The organism is Deltaproteobacteria bacterium, from assembly GCA_020848905.1.
Classification (GTDB): Bacteria; Myxococcota_A; Polyangia.
In genome coordinates this window covers 1-15,947 of the sequence record JADLHG010000045.1, presented here as the reverse complement: position 1 = coordinate 15,947, position 15,947 = coordinate 1, and the positions used below count along the sequence as shown (strand labels likewise).

The following is a 15,947-nucleotide window of genomic DNA, read 5'->3' as shown; positions in this document are numbered from 1 at the left end:
TTCATCGCGAGCCCTCCAGCGCACCCGCCAGCGTGCGCAGGATCTTGATGCGCGCGAAGTGCTTGTCGTTCGCCTCCACGAGCGTCCACGGGGCGAGGTCGGTGCTCGTGCGCTCCACCATGTCGTTCACCGCCTGCGCGTACGCGTCCCACTTCTTGCGGTTACGCCAGTCCTCCTCGGTGATCTTGAAGCGCTTGAAGCCGATCTTCTGGCGCGCCCGGAAGCGGGCGATCTGCTCCTGCTTGCTGATCGAGAGCCAGAACTTCACCACCACGATCCCCCGCTCGACCAGCTGCTCCTCGAAATCGTTGATCTCGCGGTACGCGCGCATCCAGTCGGCATCCGAGCAGAAGCCCTCCACGCGCTCCACGAGCACCCGCCCGTACCAGGAGCGGTCGAAGATGGTGACTCGGCCGAGCCGCGGAAGGTGCCGCCAGAAGCGCCACAGATAGGGCTGCGCGCGCTCCTCCTCGGTCGGCGCCCCGACGGCGATGATGTCGTAGTTCCGCGCGTCGAGCGCCGGAGTGACCCGGCGAATGCTGCCCCCCTTGCCCGCCGCGTCGTTGCCCTCGAAGACCGCCACCACCGCGCGCTTCCGGAACGAGGACCGCCGGGTGAGCAGGTTTACCCGCCCCTGCCACTTCTCGAGCTCCTTCTCGTAGCGCGCCTTTCCGAGCCGCTGCGTCAGATCCAGACGGTCCAGCACCTGGACCCCATCGAGCGGCGCGAGGAGCGGCGCGGCCTCGGAGCGCGCGTGCCAGGGCCGCTTCTCGTCGAGTCGCCCGCGGATCCCGGCCAGGAGCTCCCGGCCCACGGTCAGGCTCCGGTAGTTCGCGTCCTCGCCTTCCACGACCACCCACGGCGCCTCGCCCGTGCTCGTCTGGCGGAGGACGTGCTCCGAGACGGCGCGGTAGGTGTCGTACAGGCGGAAGTTATCCCAGTCGGTCTCGGTCACGCGCCAGCGCGTGCGCGGGTCTTTGGCCAGCGCCTTCAAGCGCCGTCGCTGCTTCTCCTTGGAGAGGTGAAACCAGAACTTCAGCAGCAGCGCCCCCTCGTTCACCAGCATCTTCTCGAAACGAACGATCCGCGAGAGCTCGCGGTCGAGCGCCGCGGTCTTCAGCTTCCGGCGCACGCGGTCCACGATCGGGTCGGTGTACCAGGAGCCGAAGAGGATGCCGATGCGCCCCTTCGGCGGCAGCGCGCGCCAGTAGCGCCACATGCGGGGACGCTCCTCCTCCTCATCGCTCGGCTCGCCGAAGGCCCGCGTCTGGATGAGCCGCGGGTCCATCCACGCGTTGAGCAGGTTCACCGTCTCGCCCTTCCCCGCGCCGTCCACGCCGCCGATCAAGATCACCACGGGGAACCGCCCCGCCTCCCTCAGGTCGTGCTGCGCGTCGAGCAGCGCCACCCTGAGCTTCCCCTCCTCGCGCTCGAAGGTCTTCTGCTCGATCCGATGCCCTAGCTCCGCCGATTCGAACATGTCCCTCTCTCCCGTCGCTCACGGCTCTCCGGTCGCTTAAAGCTCTCTCGCGCCGGTCCGGCCCGAGCCGTTTGCGGCCTCCTCGAGGCGCTGGTTGGCCTCTCGCAGCCGCCGGCTGAGCATGCGGATCACGCCCTCGGCGATCTCCACCTGCTCGTGCAGGACCTCGTAGAACTCCTCGCTCCCGATGCAGAGGAGCTCCGTCGCCTCGACCGCCCTCGCCCCCGCGCTGCGCGGCTCCGCGTCGAGGACCGACATCTCGCCGAACGTCTCTCCGGGCCCGAGCTCGGCGAGCAGGCCCCCCGCGCGCGTGATCGCGACCTTGCCACGGGCCACCACGTAGAGCACGTTCCCGAGGTCCCCCTCCTCGAAGATCTCCTCGCCCGCGCCGATGGTCTCGACCTCCGCCACGCGGGCGAGCGGCACGAGGTCCTCGTTGCGGAGCCGGCCGAAGAGAGGGGCCGCGCGCAGGATGAGCAGTTTTTCTACCGTCGAATACATCGGCTCCTCCCCGTCGAACGGGCGTGCGAGACGCTCCCTCGCACGCCCCGCCAGGCTCTGCACGACCGGATCTCCGTCGCGCGCCAGGCGATCCAGCGCCTCGGAGGTACCCTCCGGCCGTAGTCGCACCAGACCGAGCAGCGCCCCTTCGCGGACGAGCGGGTCCGCGTGAGCGACGGCACCGAGGGCTCGAGCCCCAGCGGTGCCGTGCCCGTGCCGCGACAGCGCGTCGAGGGCGACGAAGACCAGGTACGGGTTCGCCGCGCCGAACAGTCGCTCGAGGAACGCGTCCGGGTCCGGCGTTTTCCCCACCCCGGAGCGCGACATCTTCTCCGTGACCCGCACGTCGTCGAAGAAGGTCATGACGAGCGGGCGAAGCGACGCCTCTAGATTCGTGTCCAGCACCTCGAGCGCGTTGGCCCGTCGCAGAGGATCCTCGACCCGCTCGCGCACGAGCCGCAGCGGACCGGGCGCGTAGCGCAGCTCCAGAATCCGGAGCACGCGCCGAGCCCCGCGCAGCGCGACCATCCCCACCTCCTCGTCGAACAGCGGTGTCCCGAGGAGCTCGCGCGCTCGCTCGTAGCCCGAGACGAGCTCGTAGACCCAGACCACCTCGCGCTCGATCCACGTGCGCACCTGGGGCAGCGGCTCGGGCGGGCGAGCCAGCTTCTCCCTCAGGCGCGAGAGCCCCGAGAAGACCCTCAAGCGAATGTGCGGGTCCGCGTCGTCCGTCTGCGCCCGCAGCGCCACGTAGCTCTCGGGACCGCCGATCGCCCGCAGGATGCGCGGAAGGACCAGTCGGATGCCGCGCTCCTCGCGCACGTCGGCGAGGAGCTCGCAGAGCGGTTTCACGGCCGCCGGGCCTGCCCCGCCCAGCGCCGACGCGGCGAGCGTGCGCGTGGGCCGGTCGCGCAGCGCCGAAACGAGGCGCGGCACGAGGCGCGCGTCTCCGATCTCTCGCGCCGCCTCGAGCGCCGCTCGCCGCACCCGAAGGTCGGGGTCGTCGAGGAGCAGCCCCACGCGTCGCCCCGCCGACGGACCGACCCCCCCGAGGGCCCGCGCCCCCGCGATACGATCCTCCACAGCCGACGATGCGAGGAGCCCGGCCACGCGCGTGCCGGCGGCCAGCGCGCCCTCGAAGCCTCCGAAGGAGAGGAGGCCCCGCAGCACCGAGACCCGCACCGTCTGGGAGGGATCGTCGAAGAGCGGAGCGAGCTGCTCCACGGCGTCGTCCCGTCCGAGCTCGGCCTGCGCCAGCGCTGCCGCCGCGCGCACCTCCGCCACCGGATCGGCAAGCGCTCGCCCCACGCCCAGCGCGAGCTCCGGAGCCCGTCCTCCCGCCGCGAGCGGAGTCAACCGCAAGAGGACCGCGATGCGCACCGCCGGCTCCGGGTGCGTCAGGCGCTCGAGGAGCGCGGCCCGAACCTCCGTCTCGGCGGTCGCGCCGAGCTCGTCCGCCGCTGCGAGCGCCACCCGCGCGTCGGCGGCGTTCAATGCGCCCAGCAGGGCCTTGCGCCGACTCGCGTCGAGCACCGGCTCCTCGTCGAGGTGCGCGAGCGCCCCCGCCCGCAGCGTATTCTCGAGGGTGGTCAGGTAGCGCCGCCGGACCACCGGAATGAGCGCGACCCAGCCCAGCACGAGCCCCACCGCCACCCACGACAGCTTCACCGTCCCGAGCGGTCGCGCGAGCAGAATCAGCGCCACGCCCCCGAGTCCGTACGCCACCGGCTTGACCACCGCGTCGAGCAGGGCGCGCGTTCGCACCTTCTGGCCGGCGGGAAAGGGGACGTACAGCGCCTGCATCGTCGTCTCGTGGATCGTGTACTGGAAGCCGTTGTCCGCGAACTTCATCACCGTGGCCACGACCAGGGTGGGAAGCCCGAGCAGCACGCCGCTCGCCGCGCCGAAGACGGCCGGCATGACGCTCATGCCGAGGGCCACGCCGAAGCGAGCCAGGAGCCGGGGCGTGGCGAAGAGCTGGAAGAGAAACGAGACGATCCCCGTGCCGGCATAGAAGAAGCTGAAGAAGCGGGCCAGGTCGTCCTCGCGGTAGGTGGCCCGCGCGATGGCCTTGAACTGGAAATCTCCGATCGTCAGCGCCGCGAAGGCGAAGAGGATCATCAGCGAGAGGGCCACGACGTACCCGTCGCGCAGGATGGACGGGGGTTTCCGGCGGGAGGTCCCTCGCGGCCGGCTGGGCGCCTGCGTCACCCTCGGCTCGCGACCGAGACGGAGCGCGAGCGCCCCGATGAGCAGCATGAGTCCCGCGAGCACGAAGAGGAGCTGCGCCGTGCCGAGAACCCGCACGATCGCCCCGGTGCCGAGCCCGACCACGATCACGCCGAGGACGCGCGCCGCGCCGATCGTGCCGAAGAGGCGCCGCGCCGACCGGGCGTCGTGCAGGTCGTTCGCCAGGGTCCAGAACTGCGAGATGAGCAGGTTGGCGAAGACCTCGGCCCACACGTAGAAGACGGGGTAGATGAAGCTCGCCTGCGCCCGCGCGAGGGCCCACACCCCGAGATAGCTCGCGACGCCGAGGCCGCACCAGACGACGATCATGCGGTCCCGCGCCAGTCGGTCCGCCGCGCGGGCGTAGATCACGGCCGTGAGAGCCGACGCCACGCCGTAGCCCACGAACATCCACGGCAGCGCCGAGAGCGAGTACCGGCTGAGAAAGAGGGTGTCCCGCACCGTGCGTCCCATGACGAACACGGCGGAAGCGAGGAAGAGGTGCAGAAAGAGGAGCAGCGTCCGGCGCTCCTCTCCCGGCCGCACGAGGAGCGCATCGGCGAGAAAGCGAAGTCCGGAGGGACCCGGGTCGGGGGTCCCGGCGACGGGCGAAGGCATCGGCCCGGCATCGTAGCAGCAAAGGGCGGCAGGTGGCGCGCCGACGCGAGGGGACGACGCATGCGGAGCGCGCGGCCCATCATGATTCTCTTTACGCGGCGCCGAGAGCCGCGTTAGATGCGCCCGTGCTGCGGGCCCTCGTCCCCGTCTCCCTCTTCGCCCTCGTCGCTGCGGCGCCAACGCTGAGCTTCGCCGAACGACCCGAGGTCACCGCCTACCGGCTGACCTCGCGGCCGCGCATCGACGGGCGCCTGGACGACGAAGCCTGGCGCAGCGTCCCTGCGGTCGGAGCCTTCGTCCAGCGGCGCCCCGATCCGGGCGCGCCGGCCAGCGAGCGGACCGAGCTGCGCGTGGCCTACGACGACGACGCGCTCTACGTCGCGATACGCCTCCACGACCGCGAACCTGGCCGCATTCGGCGCGCGCTGGCCCGCAGGGACAGCATGCCCGACTCGGATGCCGTGGTCGTCTTTCTCGACCCGCTGCTCAGCCGCGAGCGCGCCTTCGCCTTCGGGGTGAACGCCTCGGGCGTGGTGATGGACGGGACGGTCTCCGGCGAGACCAACCTGGACACGGCCTGGGACGGGGTCTTCCGCGCGGCGGCGTCCGTCGACGCGGGCGGCTGGGGCGCAGAGCTCCGCATCCCCTTTTCGAGCCTGCCCGTCCAGGACCAGCCGCTCCAGCGCTGGGGACTCTGCGTCTTCCGCAACCTGCAACGCCGGCAGGAGGAGAGCTTCTTCCCGGTGATTCCGAAGGACAGCAACACCTTCGTCTCGCGCTTCGCCGATCTCACCGGATTGCGCGGTCTACAACGCCGTGGGGCGTGGCGGCTACAGCCCTACCTCGGGGCAGAACTCCAGCTCGGCCGAGGGGAAGACACGCTCCGCCCGCCGGGGACCTTCTTCCCGAGCGGCGGCCTCGACCTGCGCTACAACGCCGCCGGAGAGCTCCTTGCGGTCGCGAGCCTCAACCCCGACTTCGGCCAGGTGGATGCCGACCCTGCCGTGGTGAACCTGAGCCCCACGGAGAGCTTCTACGGCGAGAAACGCCCCTTCTTCGTCGAGGGGGCGGAGCTCTTCCGCACGCCGATGACGCTGCTGCACACGCGACGGATCGGCGCCGCGCCCCCGGAACCAGACCCGGAAAGGGGCGGCAAGATCGTCGAGCTCCCGACCCAGGCCCGCATCCTCGAGGCGCTCAAGGTGCTCGGCCAGTCCGAGACGGTCTCCTACGGACTCCTTAGCGCCACCGTGCTCCCCACCAGCGCGGTCGAGGCGCTGCCGACCGGCCAGCGCCTGCCGCTCGCCGCCTCGCCGGGCAGCCACTACGGTGCGGCCCGCCTGAAGGTCAGCCTCGGGCGCGTGGGCAACGTGGGGGCCCTCGTCACTGGCCTGACCCGCCCGGGCGAGGTCACCGACACCGACGCCTACGTCGGCGGCCTGGACTGGGACCTGCGGAGTCACGGCGGCTGGCAGGCCACCGGGCAGACCGCCCTCGGCCACACCTCCGACGGCTTCGGCCTCGGTCTCGTGAGCCAGCTCGGCCTGATGGGCGCCCCGCGCGTGCGGTACTGGCTCGAGACGGAGGCCTACTCGCCGCGCTTCGATCCGAACGCGGTCGGCTACCTCTGGCGGCGCAACATGGTGCTGTTCCGTGGACACCTGCAGCACCGCCTCCCCTCCCCCACCCGGCGCCTCCTCGACCACGCGGCGACGCTGCGCGCGACCTACGCCTTCAACATGACGCGACCCGAGCTGGCCTTCGAGCGGCGCGTGGAGCTCGACACCTGGTGGCGCTTCCGCAACCGCCTCGAGCTCTGGCCGGGCGGCGGAGTGCGCTTCTTCTCCTGGGACGATCGCGAGACGCGGGGCGGCCCCGCCTACGGACGCCCCTACGAGCCGTACGTCTGGCTTGGCGGCAAGACCGACCCCACGCGGCGCGTCTTCGGCGAGAGCACGTTCACCCTCGGCCTCGAGAGCGGCGGCTTCGAAGCGGGCTGGTTCGGCACGCTCACCGCCACCGCGCTCTGGGACCGGCTGAGCTTCTCCGTCTACGGGCGCGTCAGCCTCAAACGCGACCTGACCCGCTGGGTCGAGACGCAAACCGTGGCGGGTCGCGACCGCTACCTCTTCGCCGCGCTCTCGCAGGAGGAGCTCGAAGTGAAACCCGGCGCCACGCTGGCCCTGCACCGCGCGCTCGTGCTGCAGCTCTACGCGCAGCTCCTCTACAGCGTGGGCCGTTACCCGCGCGCGCAGGAGCTTCAGCAGCTCGCCGACGGAAGCACCACGCTCGGCGAGACGCCGCTGCGCCTCGACGCGAACTTCTCCGTCCTGCGACTCTTCCTGAACGCGGTGCTGCGCTGGGACCTCGGCGACGGCACCGCGGCCTTTCTGGTCTACAAGCTGGACGGCGGCCTCGACCGCACCGGCGGACCCCAGCCCTTCGAGCTCTTCGGCGAGCTCCGCGACCTCGCCGCGCGGCCGCAGACACACCTCCTCCTGCTCAAGGTGAGCTACGGCTGGAACTTCTGAGCCCCCTCCGCCTCCGTTGTCACGCGCCGACACCGGTCCAAAGGCCGACGCGGGTCCGAAGGGGGACACCCTTGCCCCGGCCGACGCGGGAGACCCCTGCGCCAAGGCCGGGTGCAGCACGAATGCCACCTGCGCGATCCCCGACGGAGGTGCGGCGAAGTGCACCTGCAAGCCGGGCTACGAAGGCGACGGCAAGACCTGCACCGACGTGGCGGCCACGCTCTCCGGGCTGCGCTGGGACCTGCCGTGCACCTCGGGCACCTCCGATGGGACGGCCTGCACGACGTCTCCCAAGGTGACCCACTCCGCGACCCTCGGCGGCGCCTCGAGCAAGACCTACCTCGTCGAGCTGCGCTTCCGCGGCGTCGTCGAGCAGAAGACCTACAACGGCGGCACCAACGACGGGGCGCTCTGGCAGGTCGGGGGCACGCCGGCTGGCGACACCTACAACATCTACGCCCTCGCCCTCTCGGACCCGAAGGAGACCTATTACCTGAACCGGGGGGCCTCGTTGATCACGCGCTGCTTCAGCCTCGACTACACGAAGACCATCGAGGTCAAGGGGGGCGCCAAGGTGGAGCTCGTCGCCGAGTCCCTCGACAACCGCGAGATCATCAACAAGGACGACAAGGGGCAGCCGATCGTGGTGCCGGGCGTCCCCCCCGACCCCAAGCCCTACGATGGGCAGTTCGTCCAGATGGACGTGGTGTCCGTGAAGGCGAAGCCCTAGCGGGTCAACGCGTCGCCGCGACGGGCTTCGCGTCGCGCCTGCCGCCACACGCGCAGCGCCTCCGCGCGCGAAAGGGGCACGAAGGCCCGCACCCGACCGAGCGCCTCCACCTCCATCGAGGCCCGCGCCTGGCCGAGCGTGCGCGCGCTCGAGGAGAGAAGCCGGTACGCCCCCGGAAAGCCTCCCTCGCGCCGCGCGAGCCGCAGAAGCTGCTGCACGTGAACGAGCTCCTCGACGAGGGTGGCGAGATACGGGGCCTCGCCCGCGGGGCGGACGAACTGAACGCGAATCCCCTCGGGGCCCAGGCTCGTGCGGCCGAGCGGTCGGCCTCGACCGGGGAGGCGCTCCACCCACTCGAGCCGCACACCGCGCCGCGCGAGAAGGGTCCCGAACTTGGCGACCTCGGCCTCGCTCGCCCGCCGCCCCACGGGCAGCCGCCCGTCGAACCCGATCTCCTCCTCGGCGAGAAAGACGTCGGGTCGCCGCGCCACCTGCTCCTCGATGTGGCGCACGAGCCCGTCCCGGTGCACGAGGATGCGCCGGAGCTCCGCGTCCGAGAGGAACTCCCGCAGGTCGCCGGCCAGGTCCCCGAAGGAGAGCTCGCGCAGCCGCTCGTAGGTGCGCCGATGAAACCGCGTCACCGCACCCCAGGTGGGGCCGTTGTACTCGAGCCGCACGTTGGCCTGCGGCCTGAGCGCCGCCTCGTTGTCCACCTTGATCACCCGGTAGCGGCCGTCCTTCCAGTGCCGCGCCCGCACGATGTTGTTTCCGTTCTCGTGGTCCCCATCGTGCACCAGCACCTGCAGCACCCGGAGGTCCGAGCTGAAGGCCTCGCGCCGCGGATGCCAGTCGGCCTCGGGAACGCGCCAGACCGGGTGCGCGTCCTCGACGAAGAGCGAGAGCGCTCCCTCGGCGAAGTAGCGGCCGGCCACCCACACGTCGCGACGGTAGGCCGCGGGCGGCACGAGGTTGAGCCCCAGGATGCGGTCCAGCTTGAAGACGGCTACCTCCATCGGGGTCCGGCCCCACCCCTCGCGGTCCCCCAGGACGCGGGGCTTGAAGAGGGCCCAGCGCACGCGCCCCTCGTGCACCACCTTCACCTTGAACAGGACGCCCGTATTCTGATTGGCGCCGAAGGGCGCTCCGTCGAGTAGTTGCCCGTCGTAGAGGTCGCGGAGGATGGCCCGGTCAGCGTCGTCGATGGCGTCGAGGAAGCGACGCGCCTCGGCGGGCGCCCCCCCGAGGAGCCCCCAGGCGAGGGCTAGGATCGTTGCAGCGAAGAGGACCGCCCGACGGCGCCGGAGCATGCGCGGTGCCGCTGCAGGGACCGTACCCGCGGGAAAGCCGAGTGCCGACGGACAACCGACCTCCGTGTCGCGGAGTCGCGGAGGTCTACGTCACCGATCTCCACATGGTCACCGCGTGACCAGGCGTCGGTGCAGGCGCCCGTCGCCGGGTGAGATCTCGCGGTCGAGCCACCCGGCCCGAGGGGAATCGACGCCGCACACCGCAGCGAGTAGAGTGCCGCCGTGCGTCCCCGAGCGCTCGCCGCCCCCGTGCTCTTCCTCGTCGCCGCGTGCAACGCCCCCGGCGAGGAAGCCCCTTTGGGCAGCGAGGTGCGCTACACGGAGGAGCGCGCCCCCTGCACCGCACGAAGCCCCACCCGTCAGCTCCTTTTCGGCGATCTGCACGTGCACACCCACTTCTCCTGGGATGCGAACGGCTACGAGCTCGCCGTGGCCCCCGCGCAGAGCTACGCCTTCGCGCGCGGCGGCACCACGCTGCTGCTGCCCCCTCGGGGAAGCGACGGACGCGGAACCCGGCCCGTGCGACTCGACCGCCCTCTCGACTTCGCCGCGGTCACCGACCACGCGGAGTACCTCGGCGAGGTGCAGGTCTGTCGCACCCCCGGCAGCCCCACCTACGACAGCCCCGCCTGCCGCGAGTTTCGCGCCGGCGACGAGAACGCCGTCACGGCCTGGGGGACCAAGCTCGTCGACCCCGCCGGAGGGCACCGGTCGACGGAGATCTGCGGGGCCGATGGCGCAGCGTGCGCGACGGCCGCCGGTCGGGCCTGGAGCGAGCTCCGCGAGGCCGCCGCCAGCGCCAACGACCGCTCGAGCGCGTGCAGCTTCGTGGCCTTCCTGGGCTACGAGTACACCGCCACCCCGCAGCTCAGTAACCAGCACCGCAACGTCATCTTCCGCAACGATCAGACCGTCGCGCTGCCCGTGAGCTACTACGAGCGTCCCAAGCCCCCCGCGCTCTGGAACGCGCTCGACGCGCAGTGTCTGCAGGCGGGCACCGGCTGCGACGTGCTGCTCATCCCGCACAACTCGAATTGGAGCAACGGTACGCTTTTCTCCCTGAAGACCCTCGAGGCCCAGGCCGGCAAGGAAAAAGAACGCGCCCTCGCTTTGCGCGCCCGCCTCGAGCCGGTGGTGGAGATCATGCAGCACAAGGGGGACATGGAGTGCACGAACGGGCTCGACGGTCCCCCCGACCCGCAGTGCGACTTCGAGAAGCTGCGACGAGGACCCCTGCCGGACTGCGGCGACGGCACCGGCTTCGGCGGGGTCAAGGACCTGGGCTGCGTCTCGCGCCTGGACTTCTTCCGCGGCCTCCTCCTCGAGGGGCTGCGCGAGGACCGACGCACCGGCACGAACCCGCTCCGCCTGGGCGCGCTCGGCAGCACCGACACCCACAACGGGATCGCGGGCCACGTCACCGAGCGGGGCTTCCCCGGTCACGTCGGGATCGCCGACGACGCGCCCGCAGATCGCCTGGGCGAAGGGAACCTGACCCACCGCGGTTGGGTCAACAACCCGGGCGGCCTCGCCGCCGTCTGGGCCGTGGAGCGCTCGCGCGACGCGATCTTCGAGGCGATCCGCAGGCGCGAGGTCTACAGCACGAGCGGGCCGCGCCTCCAGGTGCGCCTCTTCGGGGGCTGGGGCTTCGCCGACGACCTGTGCGACGCGCGCGACCTCGCCGCGCAGGGCTACCGGCAGGGCGTCCCCATGGGGAGCGTGCTACCGCCGGTGGCCGATCCCTCCAGCGTCCCGCAGCTCGTCGTCGAGGCGCTCGCCGACCCCGGTAACGACGCGCACCCCGGTACGCCCCTCGCGCAGCTCCAGATCGTCAAGGGCTGGGTCGGCGAGGACGGTCAGCGGCGCGAGCAGGTCTTCACCGTGGCCGGCGCCACCGGTCCCGAGGCCAGCGTGGACCCGTTGACCTGCCGTCCCCGCAACTCGCGGGGCGCGCGCCGGCTCTGCGCCCTCTTTCGTGACACCTCGTATCGGCCGGGCGAACGAGCGTTCTATTACGCCCGCGTGCTGGAGGAGCCGAGCTGTCGCTGGAGCGCCTTCGAGTGCCTGGCGCTGCCGGAGAACCAGCGTCCCCCGAGCTGCAGCGACCACCGGATGCCGAGCGCCATCCAGGAGCGGGCCATCACGTCGCCCGTCTGGACCCGCTGACCGATTTGTAACGAGGAGGAGCCAGCTTGGGGTGCGCCCCCGAGGGAGGTCGGAGGCGCACCCGCGGCTCAGCGCTTCGCGTCGTGGCGCATCCGGAACCACACGTCAACGACCGAGACGGAGGTGCCGTTCGCCCGCTGGGCGCCACCGAACAGACCGAGCTGATTGCCGTGGGCATCCAGCTCGGGCTTCCGATCGTAGGAGACGGAGATCTTCTGGATGCCGAGCTTCGTCAGCGAGATGAGCTCGTGCGGCGCGGAGCGGCCGTCGCCGTTGTCGCGCCAGGCGACCAGGCGCGAGAAGGCCGGGTCCTCGGCGGAGACCACACCGTCGTGGTTCGCGTCGAGGCGCGCCAGGGCCGCGAAGCCGTTCGGGGCCCAGCCACCGGTGGCCTCGCCGAAGAGCTCGCGCCCGCTCGTGATCTGCCCGTCCCCGTCCAGGTCGATCGCCAGCAGCGCATCGTCCGAGCCGGCGAGCCACCCGACCGACAGGCTCGAGGAGCCGATGAGCGGGAAGGAGGCCCCACCCTCGAGCCCCTGAAGCTGCAGCCCGTCGCCCGCGAGGTCGAGGACCAGCGGCGAGCCGACGCACTTCTCGATCTCGGCGTTGTTGCTGTTGCAGAGCTGCTTCACCGCGTTGCCACCCGCCCCCACGATGCCCGTCTGCACGTTCGCCGCCTGGCTGCCCGCGGGGATCTTGGTGCAGGCCTCGGCCATCGCTCGCGTCACGATCTGGCCCACCCGGCAGCGCCCCTCCTTGAGGCACTCCTCGATGGCCGGCGCGCCGAAGACCCAGTCGTCCGTACCCGGGTGATCGTCGCTGAACTCGGACTTCAGGTAGTCCGCCACGTCCTTGCAGGTACCTTGCCCCACGGTGATGTCACCGGCCTGGAAGTCCAGCAGGCCCTTGCTGGTCGGCGCCGTGATGCGCGACTTGAGACCGATCTTGCCCAGGCTCGTGTTGATGGCGTTGACCACGAGCTGGATCCCGACCGCCACGTCGTCCTTCGTGGCGGCCGACGACCCACCGCTCGCGGGAGGCGTACCATCGGTGCCGCCCGACCCCGGCACGGGCTCGGTCGGCGTGGTCCCCGGCTGGCCGCTGCCCACGGGCTGCGTCGGAGGCGCGATGTCGGGCGTGACGCCGGAGTAGGTCGACGGAGTGCCGGTGGTGCAACCGGAGCGAACGTTGTTGCCGAAGATGTCCACCACGCGAACGCAGTAGTACCCCTCCTGCACGTTCAGCACCGTCAGGTACGGGATCCCCTGAAGCGGACCGCCGCACCAGCTCTTCGTGCCGTCGTTGGCGCAGAGCCGGCCGTCCTGCTGCAGCGTCACCTTCATCCACTGTACGGCCCGTGGATTCGGGTAGCTGCCGAACTGGACGTGCTGCTCATCCACCAGCGCCTGATCCGGCAGGGAGGTGAGCTTCCAGCTCGTGTCGCCGATGGGCAACTCGATCACCCCCGACGAGCACCCTGAAAAAACGACGAACAGACAACCGACTCCTCCAAGCACTCTTCTCACGGCGTACCTCCCTTTTGTGCGTCTACGACGTCTGGGAGGTGGAATTAGCAAGCGACGCGCCAAGACGTGGGCCTGCCCGACCCGGGTTTTCTGGTGGGATTACGCGGCACCGCGGAAGGCTTCCCGGGGCCCTGGGCCGGGAAGTCGTAGCGTGCACGCTACGCGCGTGGCCCTTGCGCTCCCAGGGATCGGATCCTGCGCGTCTCAGGGGTGTTCGAAGCCTTGCTCCGAGGTGCGGACCGTGAGGACGGGGCAAGGCGCCTTGCGCACCACCTTTTCCGTCACCGACCCGAGCAGCGCGTGCCTGACGCCGCCGCGGCCGTGGGTGCCCATCACGATCAAGTCGAAGTCCCCGGCTCGCGCGAGCCGCACGATCTCGACAAAGGGCGTCCCCTGCTGGAGCGAGGCCTGCACCTGCGCCACGCCGAGGCGCTCGGCCTCGCTCTTGGCCTCGTCGAGCCACTTGCCCCACTCACCGAGCATCTGCGCGAAGCGCTCCGCCGAGTAGAGCACGAAGCCCTCGGGGAGCGCGTAGGCCACCGGCTGGTAAATGTGCACGATGGTCAACTCCGCCCCGTAGCGCTGACAGAGGTCGGCGGCGTAGGTCAACGCCTCCGACGAGGGCGGCGAGAAATCCGTGGGCAGCAGGATCTTGCGAATGGGCTTCATGGCGGGCGCCTCCTCAGCGCGGCGAGCCTACCACGGCCTCGGTGCGCCTCGTCAGGGGTCGAGGGCGGCGTCCGCCTCGTGCAGCGCAGCCCCCTCGAGCTCCACGTCGCGCAGGAGCGACTCGAGAAAGACGGAGATCTGGGTGTCGGCCTGGCTCTCTCCCATCGCCGGGCTGGCCACCACCTCCAGCACCTTCGCGTGGGTGAGCTCGACCGCGTCTACGACGAATTCCAGCAGCGAGAGCAACCTCTCGCGTCGCACCGCGACCCGCTCGCGCTCGGCCGTGAGCGCCCGCTTGCGTTGCACCTCCTGTCCGAGCTCGCCGCGCAACTTCTCGCTCCCGGCCCGAGCCAGGCGCTTCTCCAGCGCCGAAACCTCCCCAGCGAGATCGCGGTCCGTCGTGTAGGACAGGAAGGCTGCGCCGGTCTCGGCCTCGAGAGTGACCCGCAGAGCCACGTTCGCGCACCCCATGAGCTTCGGCTTCAGCCTCTCGAGCAAGGGCGCGGCATTGATCCTCGCCTCGGAGATCTCGGCGACCATGCTGAGCAGCGCCGCCATCGCCCGCGCGGCAAGCTGACTCGCGACGTGATCGTGCACCCGGCCGAGTCGGGCGTTCACCGTCTCGAGGCGTACCACGATCGGAGCTCGCCGTTCGGAGCCGAGACGTCGGCGAAGACGCTGCCAGAGACCCTCCCGCACGTGGTGCTGTTCCCCTGGAGCGGGGAAGCGTTGGCGGAGGTCTTCCGGGTCCCCAGCCTCGCGCGCCGGGCGAAGAGCGGCGACGTTTCGCTCCCACCAGGCCCGCTGCTCACAACCGTCGACATGGGCCAGCACGAGCTCGGGTGAGCCGAAGCCGGCGCCGCAGTACTCGCAGCGTGCGAGCGGAGGTTGGGGCATCCCGATGAGCGTGGCCTCGAGATCCTCGTCTTCGAGCACCTCCGGCGCGGCGAAGGCCAGGGCGCGCAGCTCTTCGCGAATGGCGTAGCGTCGAGCGAGGGTGCGCCGCATGAGGTCTCCGATGGCGCGCGCGCTCATGTCGGCGCCGACGCTGAAGATGGCGCGGTCGACGTGCCGGTAGAGCTCCTCCGCCGTGGCAAAACGCTCCTCGGGGCGCGGAGCCAGCGCGCGGACTAGTAGCGCCTCGACAACCGAGGGCAGCTCCGGGCGATATTCGCGTGGGGGCGTGACGTCTCCTGCCTGCACGCGCCGGAGCACCTCGATGGGGCTATCCCCCGCGAAGCAGCGCACCCCGCAGAGCAGCTCGTAGAGCACGGCGCCGAGGGCGAAGATGTCCGCCCGCCGGTCGACGGCTCCGTCCCCGCGCGCCTGCTCCGGCGCCATGTAGGCCGGCTTGCCCTTGATCAGCCCGACCTCGGTGTGGTGCAAGCGGGCCAGCGCGGAGGCAATGCCGAAGTCCACGACCTTGAGCTCGCCTTCGTAGGTCACGAGCAGGTTCTGCGGTGAGATATCGCGATGCACGACTTGCAGCGGATGCCCCTCCGCGTCGGTCTGCTCGTGCGCGGCGTGCAGCCCCAGGCAAGCCTGACCGACGAGGTGCAGCGCTAGCTCCACCGGGAAGGTGCTCGTCCCGCGGTGGAGGGCGTGGCTCAGCGCGGCCAGGCTCTCGCCGTGGACGTACTCCATCACCAGAAAGAGCTGCCCGGACACCTGCTCCAGACCGAAGACCCTGCACACGTTCGGGTGGCTGATGCGGGCCGCGATCATCGCCTCGTCCGAGAACATCTCGAGGAAAGCCCGCTCTCGGGCGAGATGAGGGTGCAGGCGCTTCACCGCTACCAGTCGGCCGGCCGCGTCCGTGGCCAGATAGAGCGTGGCCATGCCCCCGGCCCCGAGCTCGTGGATCAGGCGATATCCGCCGAGCGCGCGAGACTCCGGCGGCACCCGCCGCGGGTGGAACAGATGTTCGCCTTCGGCCACTACTTCTTGATCGCGCGGGGCACCCACAGGTCGACGATGTGAGCCAGACCGGCACCTTGTCAACCAGACCCGGAGGACGCGCCGGCGTCGCCGACCCTCGCGAACGCTGTTCCTCCCCCAGGCTGTCGGGTAGTCTGCCCCCATGCCTCCGCTGATCACCGCCCAGGCGCTGGAGAAGTCCTTCGGCTCGCGCCGCTTGCTCAGCGGCGTCTCCTTCGTGCTCGAGGAGCGCGACCGCGTCGGCATCGTGGG

General features: G+C 70.9%; 9 protein-coding genes. 3 read left to right on the top strand and 6 right to left on the bottom strand.

Going from position 1 to position 15,947, the window contains the following annotated elements:
* Position 1 precedes the first annotated feature (1 nt).
* A complete protein-coding gene (gene pap / locus IT371_20055; protein MCC6749970.1) occupies positions 2-1,480 on the bottom strand; it encodes a polyphosphate:AMP phosphotransferase in 1,479 nt (492 codons plus the stop codon).
* A 36-nt stretch (positions 1,481-1,516) separates the two neighbouring features.
* Positions 1,517-4,828 carry a cyclic nucleotide-binding domain-containing protein gene (locus IT371_20050; protein MCC6749969.1) on the bottom strand — a complete coding sequence of 1,104 codons (3,312 nt, stop codon included), beginning with the start codon at positions 4,826-4,828 and terminating at the stop codon, positions 1,517-1,519.
* Positions 4,829-4,953: 125 nt separating this feature from the next.
* Here IT371_20050 and IT371_20045 point away from each other — a divergent pair, with 125 nt between their 5' ends.
* Positions 4,954-7,359 (top strand): carbohydrate binding family 9 domain-containing protein, encoded by a 2,406-nt coding sequence (locus IT371_20045; protein ID MCC6749968.1) that lies wholly within the window; start codon positions 4,954-4,956, stop codon positions 7,357-7,359.
* A gap of 16 nt (positions 7,360-7,375) precedes the next feature.
* Entirely contained in the window at positions 7,376-8,089 is a 714-nt protein-coding gene (locus IT371_20040) for a hypothetical protein (GenBank protein MCC6749967.1), read from the top strand.
* On the opposite strand, the gene IT371_20035 is transcribed toward IT371_20040, so the two are convergent.
* Complete coding sequence (locus IT371_20035; protein MCC6749966.1) at positions 8,086-9,396, bottom strand: hypothetical protein; 1,311 nt, start codon at positions 9,394-9,396, stop codon at positions 8,086-8,088. The two genes, IT371_20040 and IT371_20035, sit on opposite strands and share 4 nt — an antisense overlap.
* Before the next feature lie 222 nt (positions 9,397-9,618).
* Between IT371_20035 and IT371_20030 the strand changes: the two genes are divergently transcribed.
* The gene (locus IT371_20030; protein MCC6749965.1) at positions 9,619-11,562 is read left to right on the top strand and encodes a DUF3604 domain-containing protein; all 1,944 of its coding nucleotides are present in this window, start codon (positions 9,619-9,621) and stop codon (positions 11,560-11,562) included.
* A gap of 68 nt (positions 11,563-11,630) precedes the next feature.
* Here IT371_20030 and IT371_20025 read toward each other — a convergent pair whose 3' ends face one another.
* The 3 genes from IT371_20025 to IT371_20015 all read right to left on the bottom strand — a co-directional run bounded on the left by IT371_20025 (position 11,631) and on the right by IT371_20015 (position 15,695).
* Positions 11,631-13,025 (bottom strand): hypothetical protein, encoded by a 1,395-nt coding sequence (locus IT371_20025; GenBank protein MCC6749964.1) that lies wholly within the window; start codon positions 13,023-13,025, stop codon positions 11,631-11,633.
* Positions 13,026-13,292: 267 nt separating this feature from the next.
* Positions 13,293-13,757: a universal stress protein gene (locus IT371_20020; GenBank protein MCC6749963.1), complete on the bottom strand. Its 465-nt coding sequence runs from the start codon at positions 13,755-13,757 to the stop codon at positions 13,293-13,295.
* 51 nt (positions 13,758-13,808) lie between these two features.
* A complete protein-coding gene (locus IT371_20015; GenBank protein ID MCC6749962.1) occupies positions 13,809-15,695 on the bottom strand; it encodes a serine/threonine protein kinase in 1,887 nt (628 codons plus the stop codon).
* Positions 15,696-15,947 lie beyond the last annotated feature (252 nt).

Coding starts and splice junctions, on each gene's coding strand:
- pap (MCC6749970.1), bottom strand. CDS start 1,480: ATGTTCGAATCGGCGGAGCTAGGGCATCGGATCGAGCAGAAGACCTTC.
- IT371_20050 (MCC6749969.1), bottom strand. CDS start 4,828: ATGCCTTCGCCCGTCGCCGGGACCCCCGACCCGGGTCCCTCCGGACTT.
- IT371_20035 (MCC6749966.1), bottom strand. CDS start 9,396: ATGCTCCGGCGCCGTCGGGCGGTCCTCTTCGCTGCAACGATCCTAGCC.
- IT371_20020 (MCC6749963.1), bottom strand. CDS start 13,757: ATGAAGCCCATTCGCAAGATCCTGCTGCCCACGGATTTCTCGCCGCCC.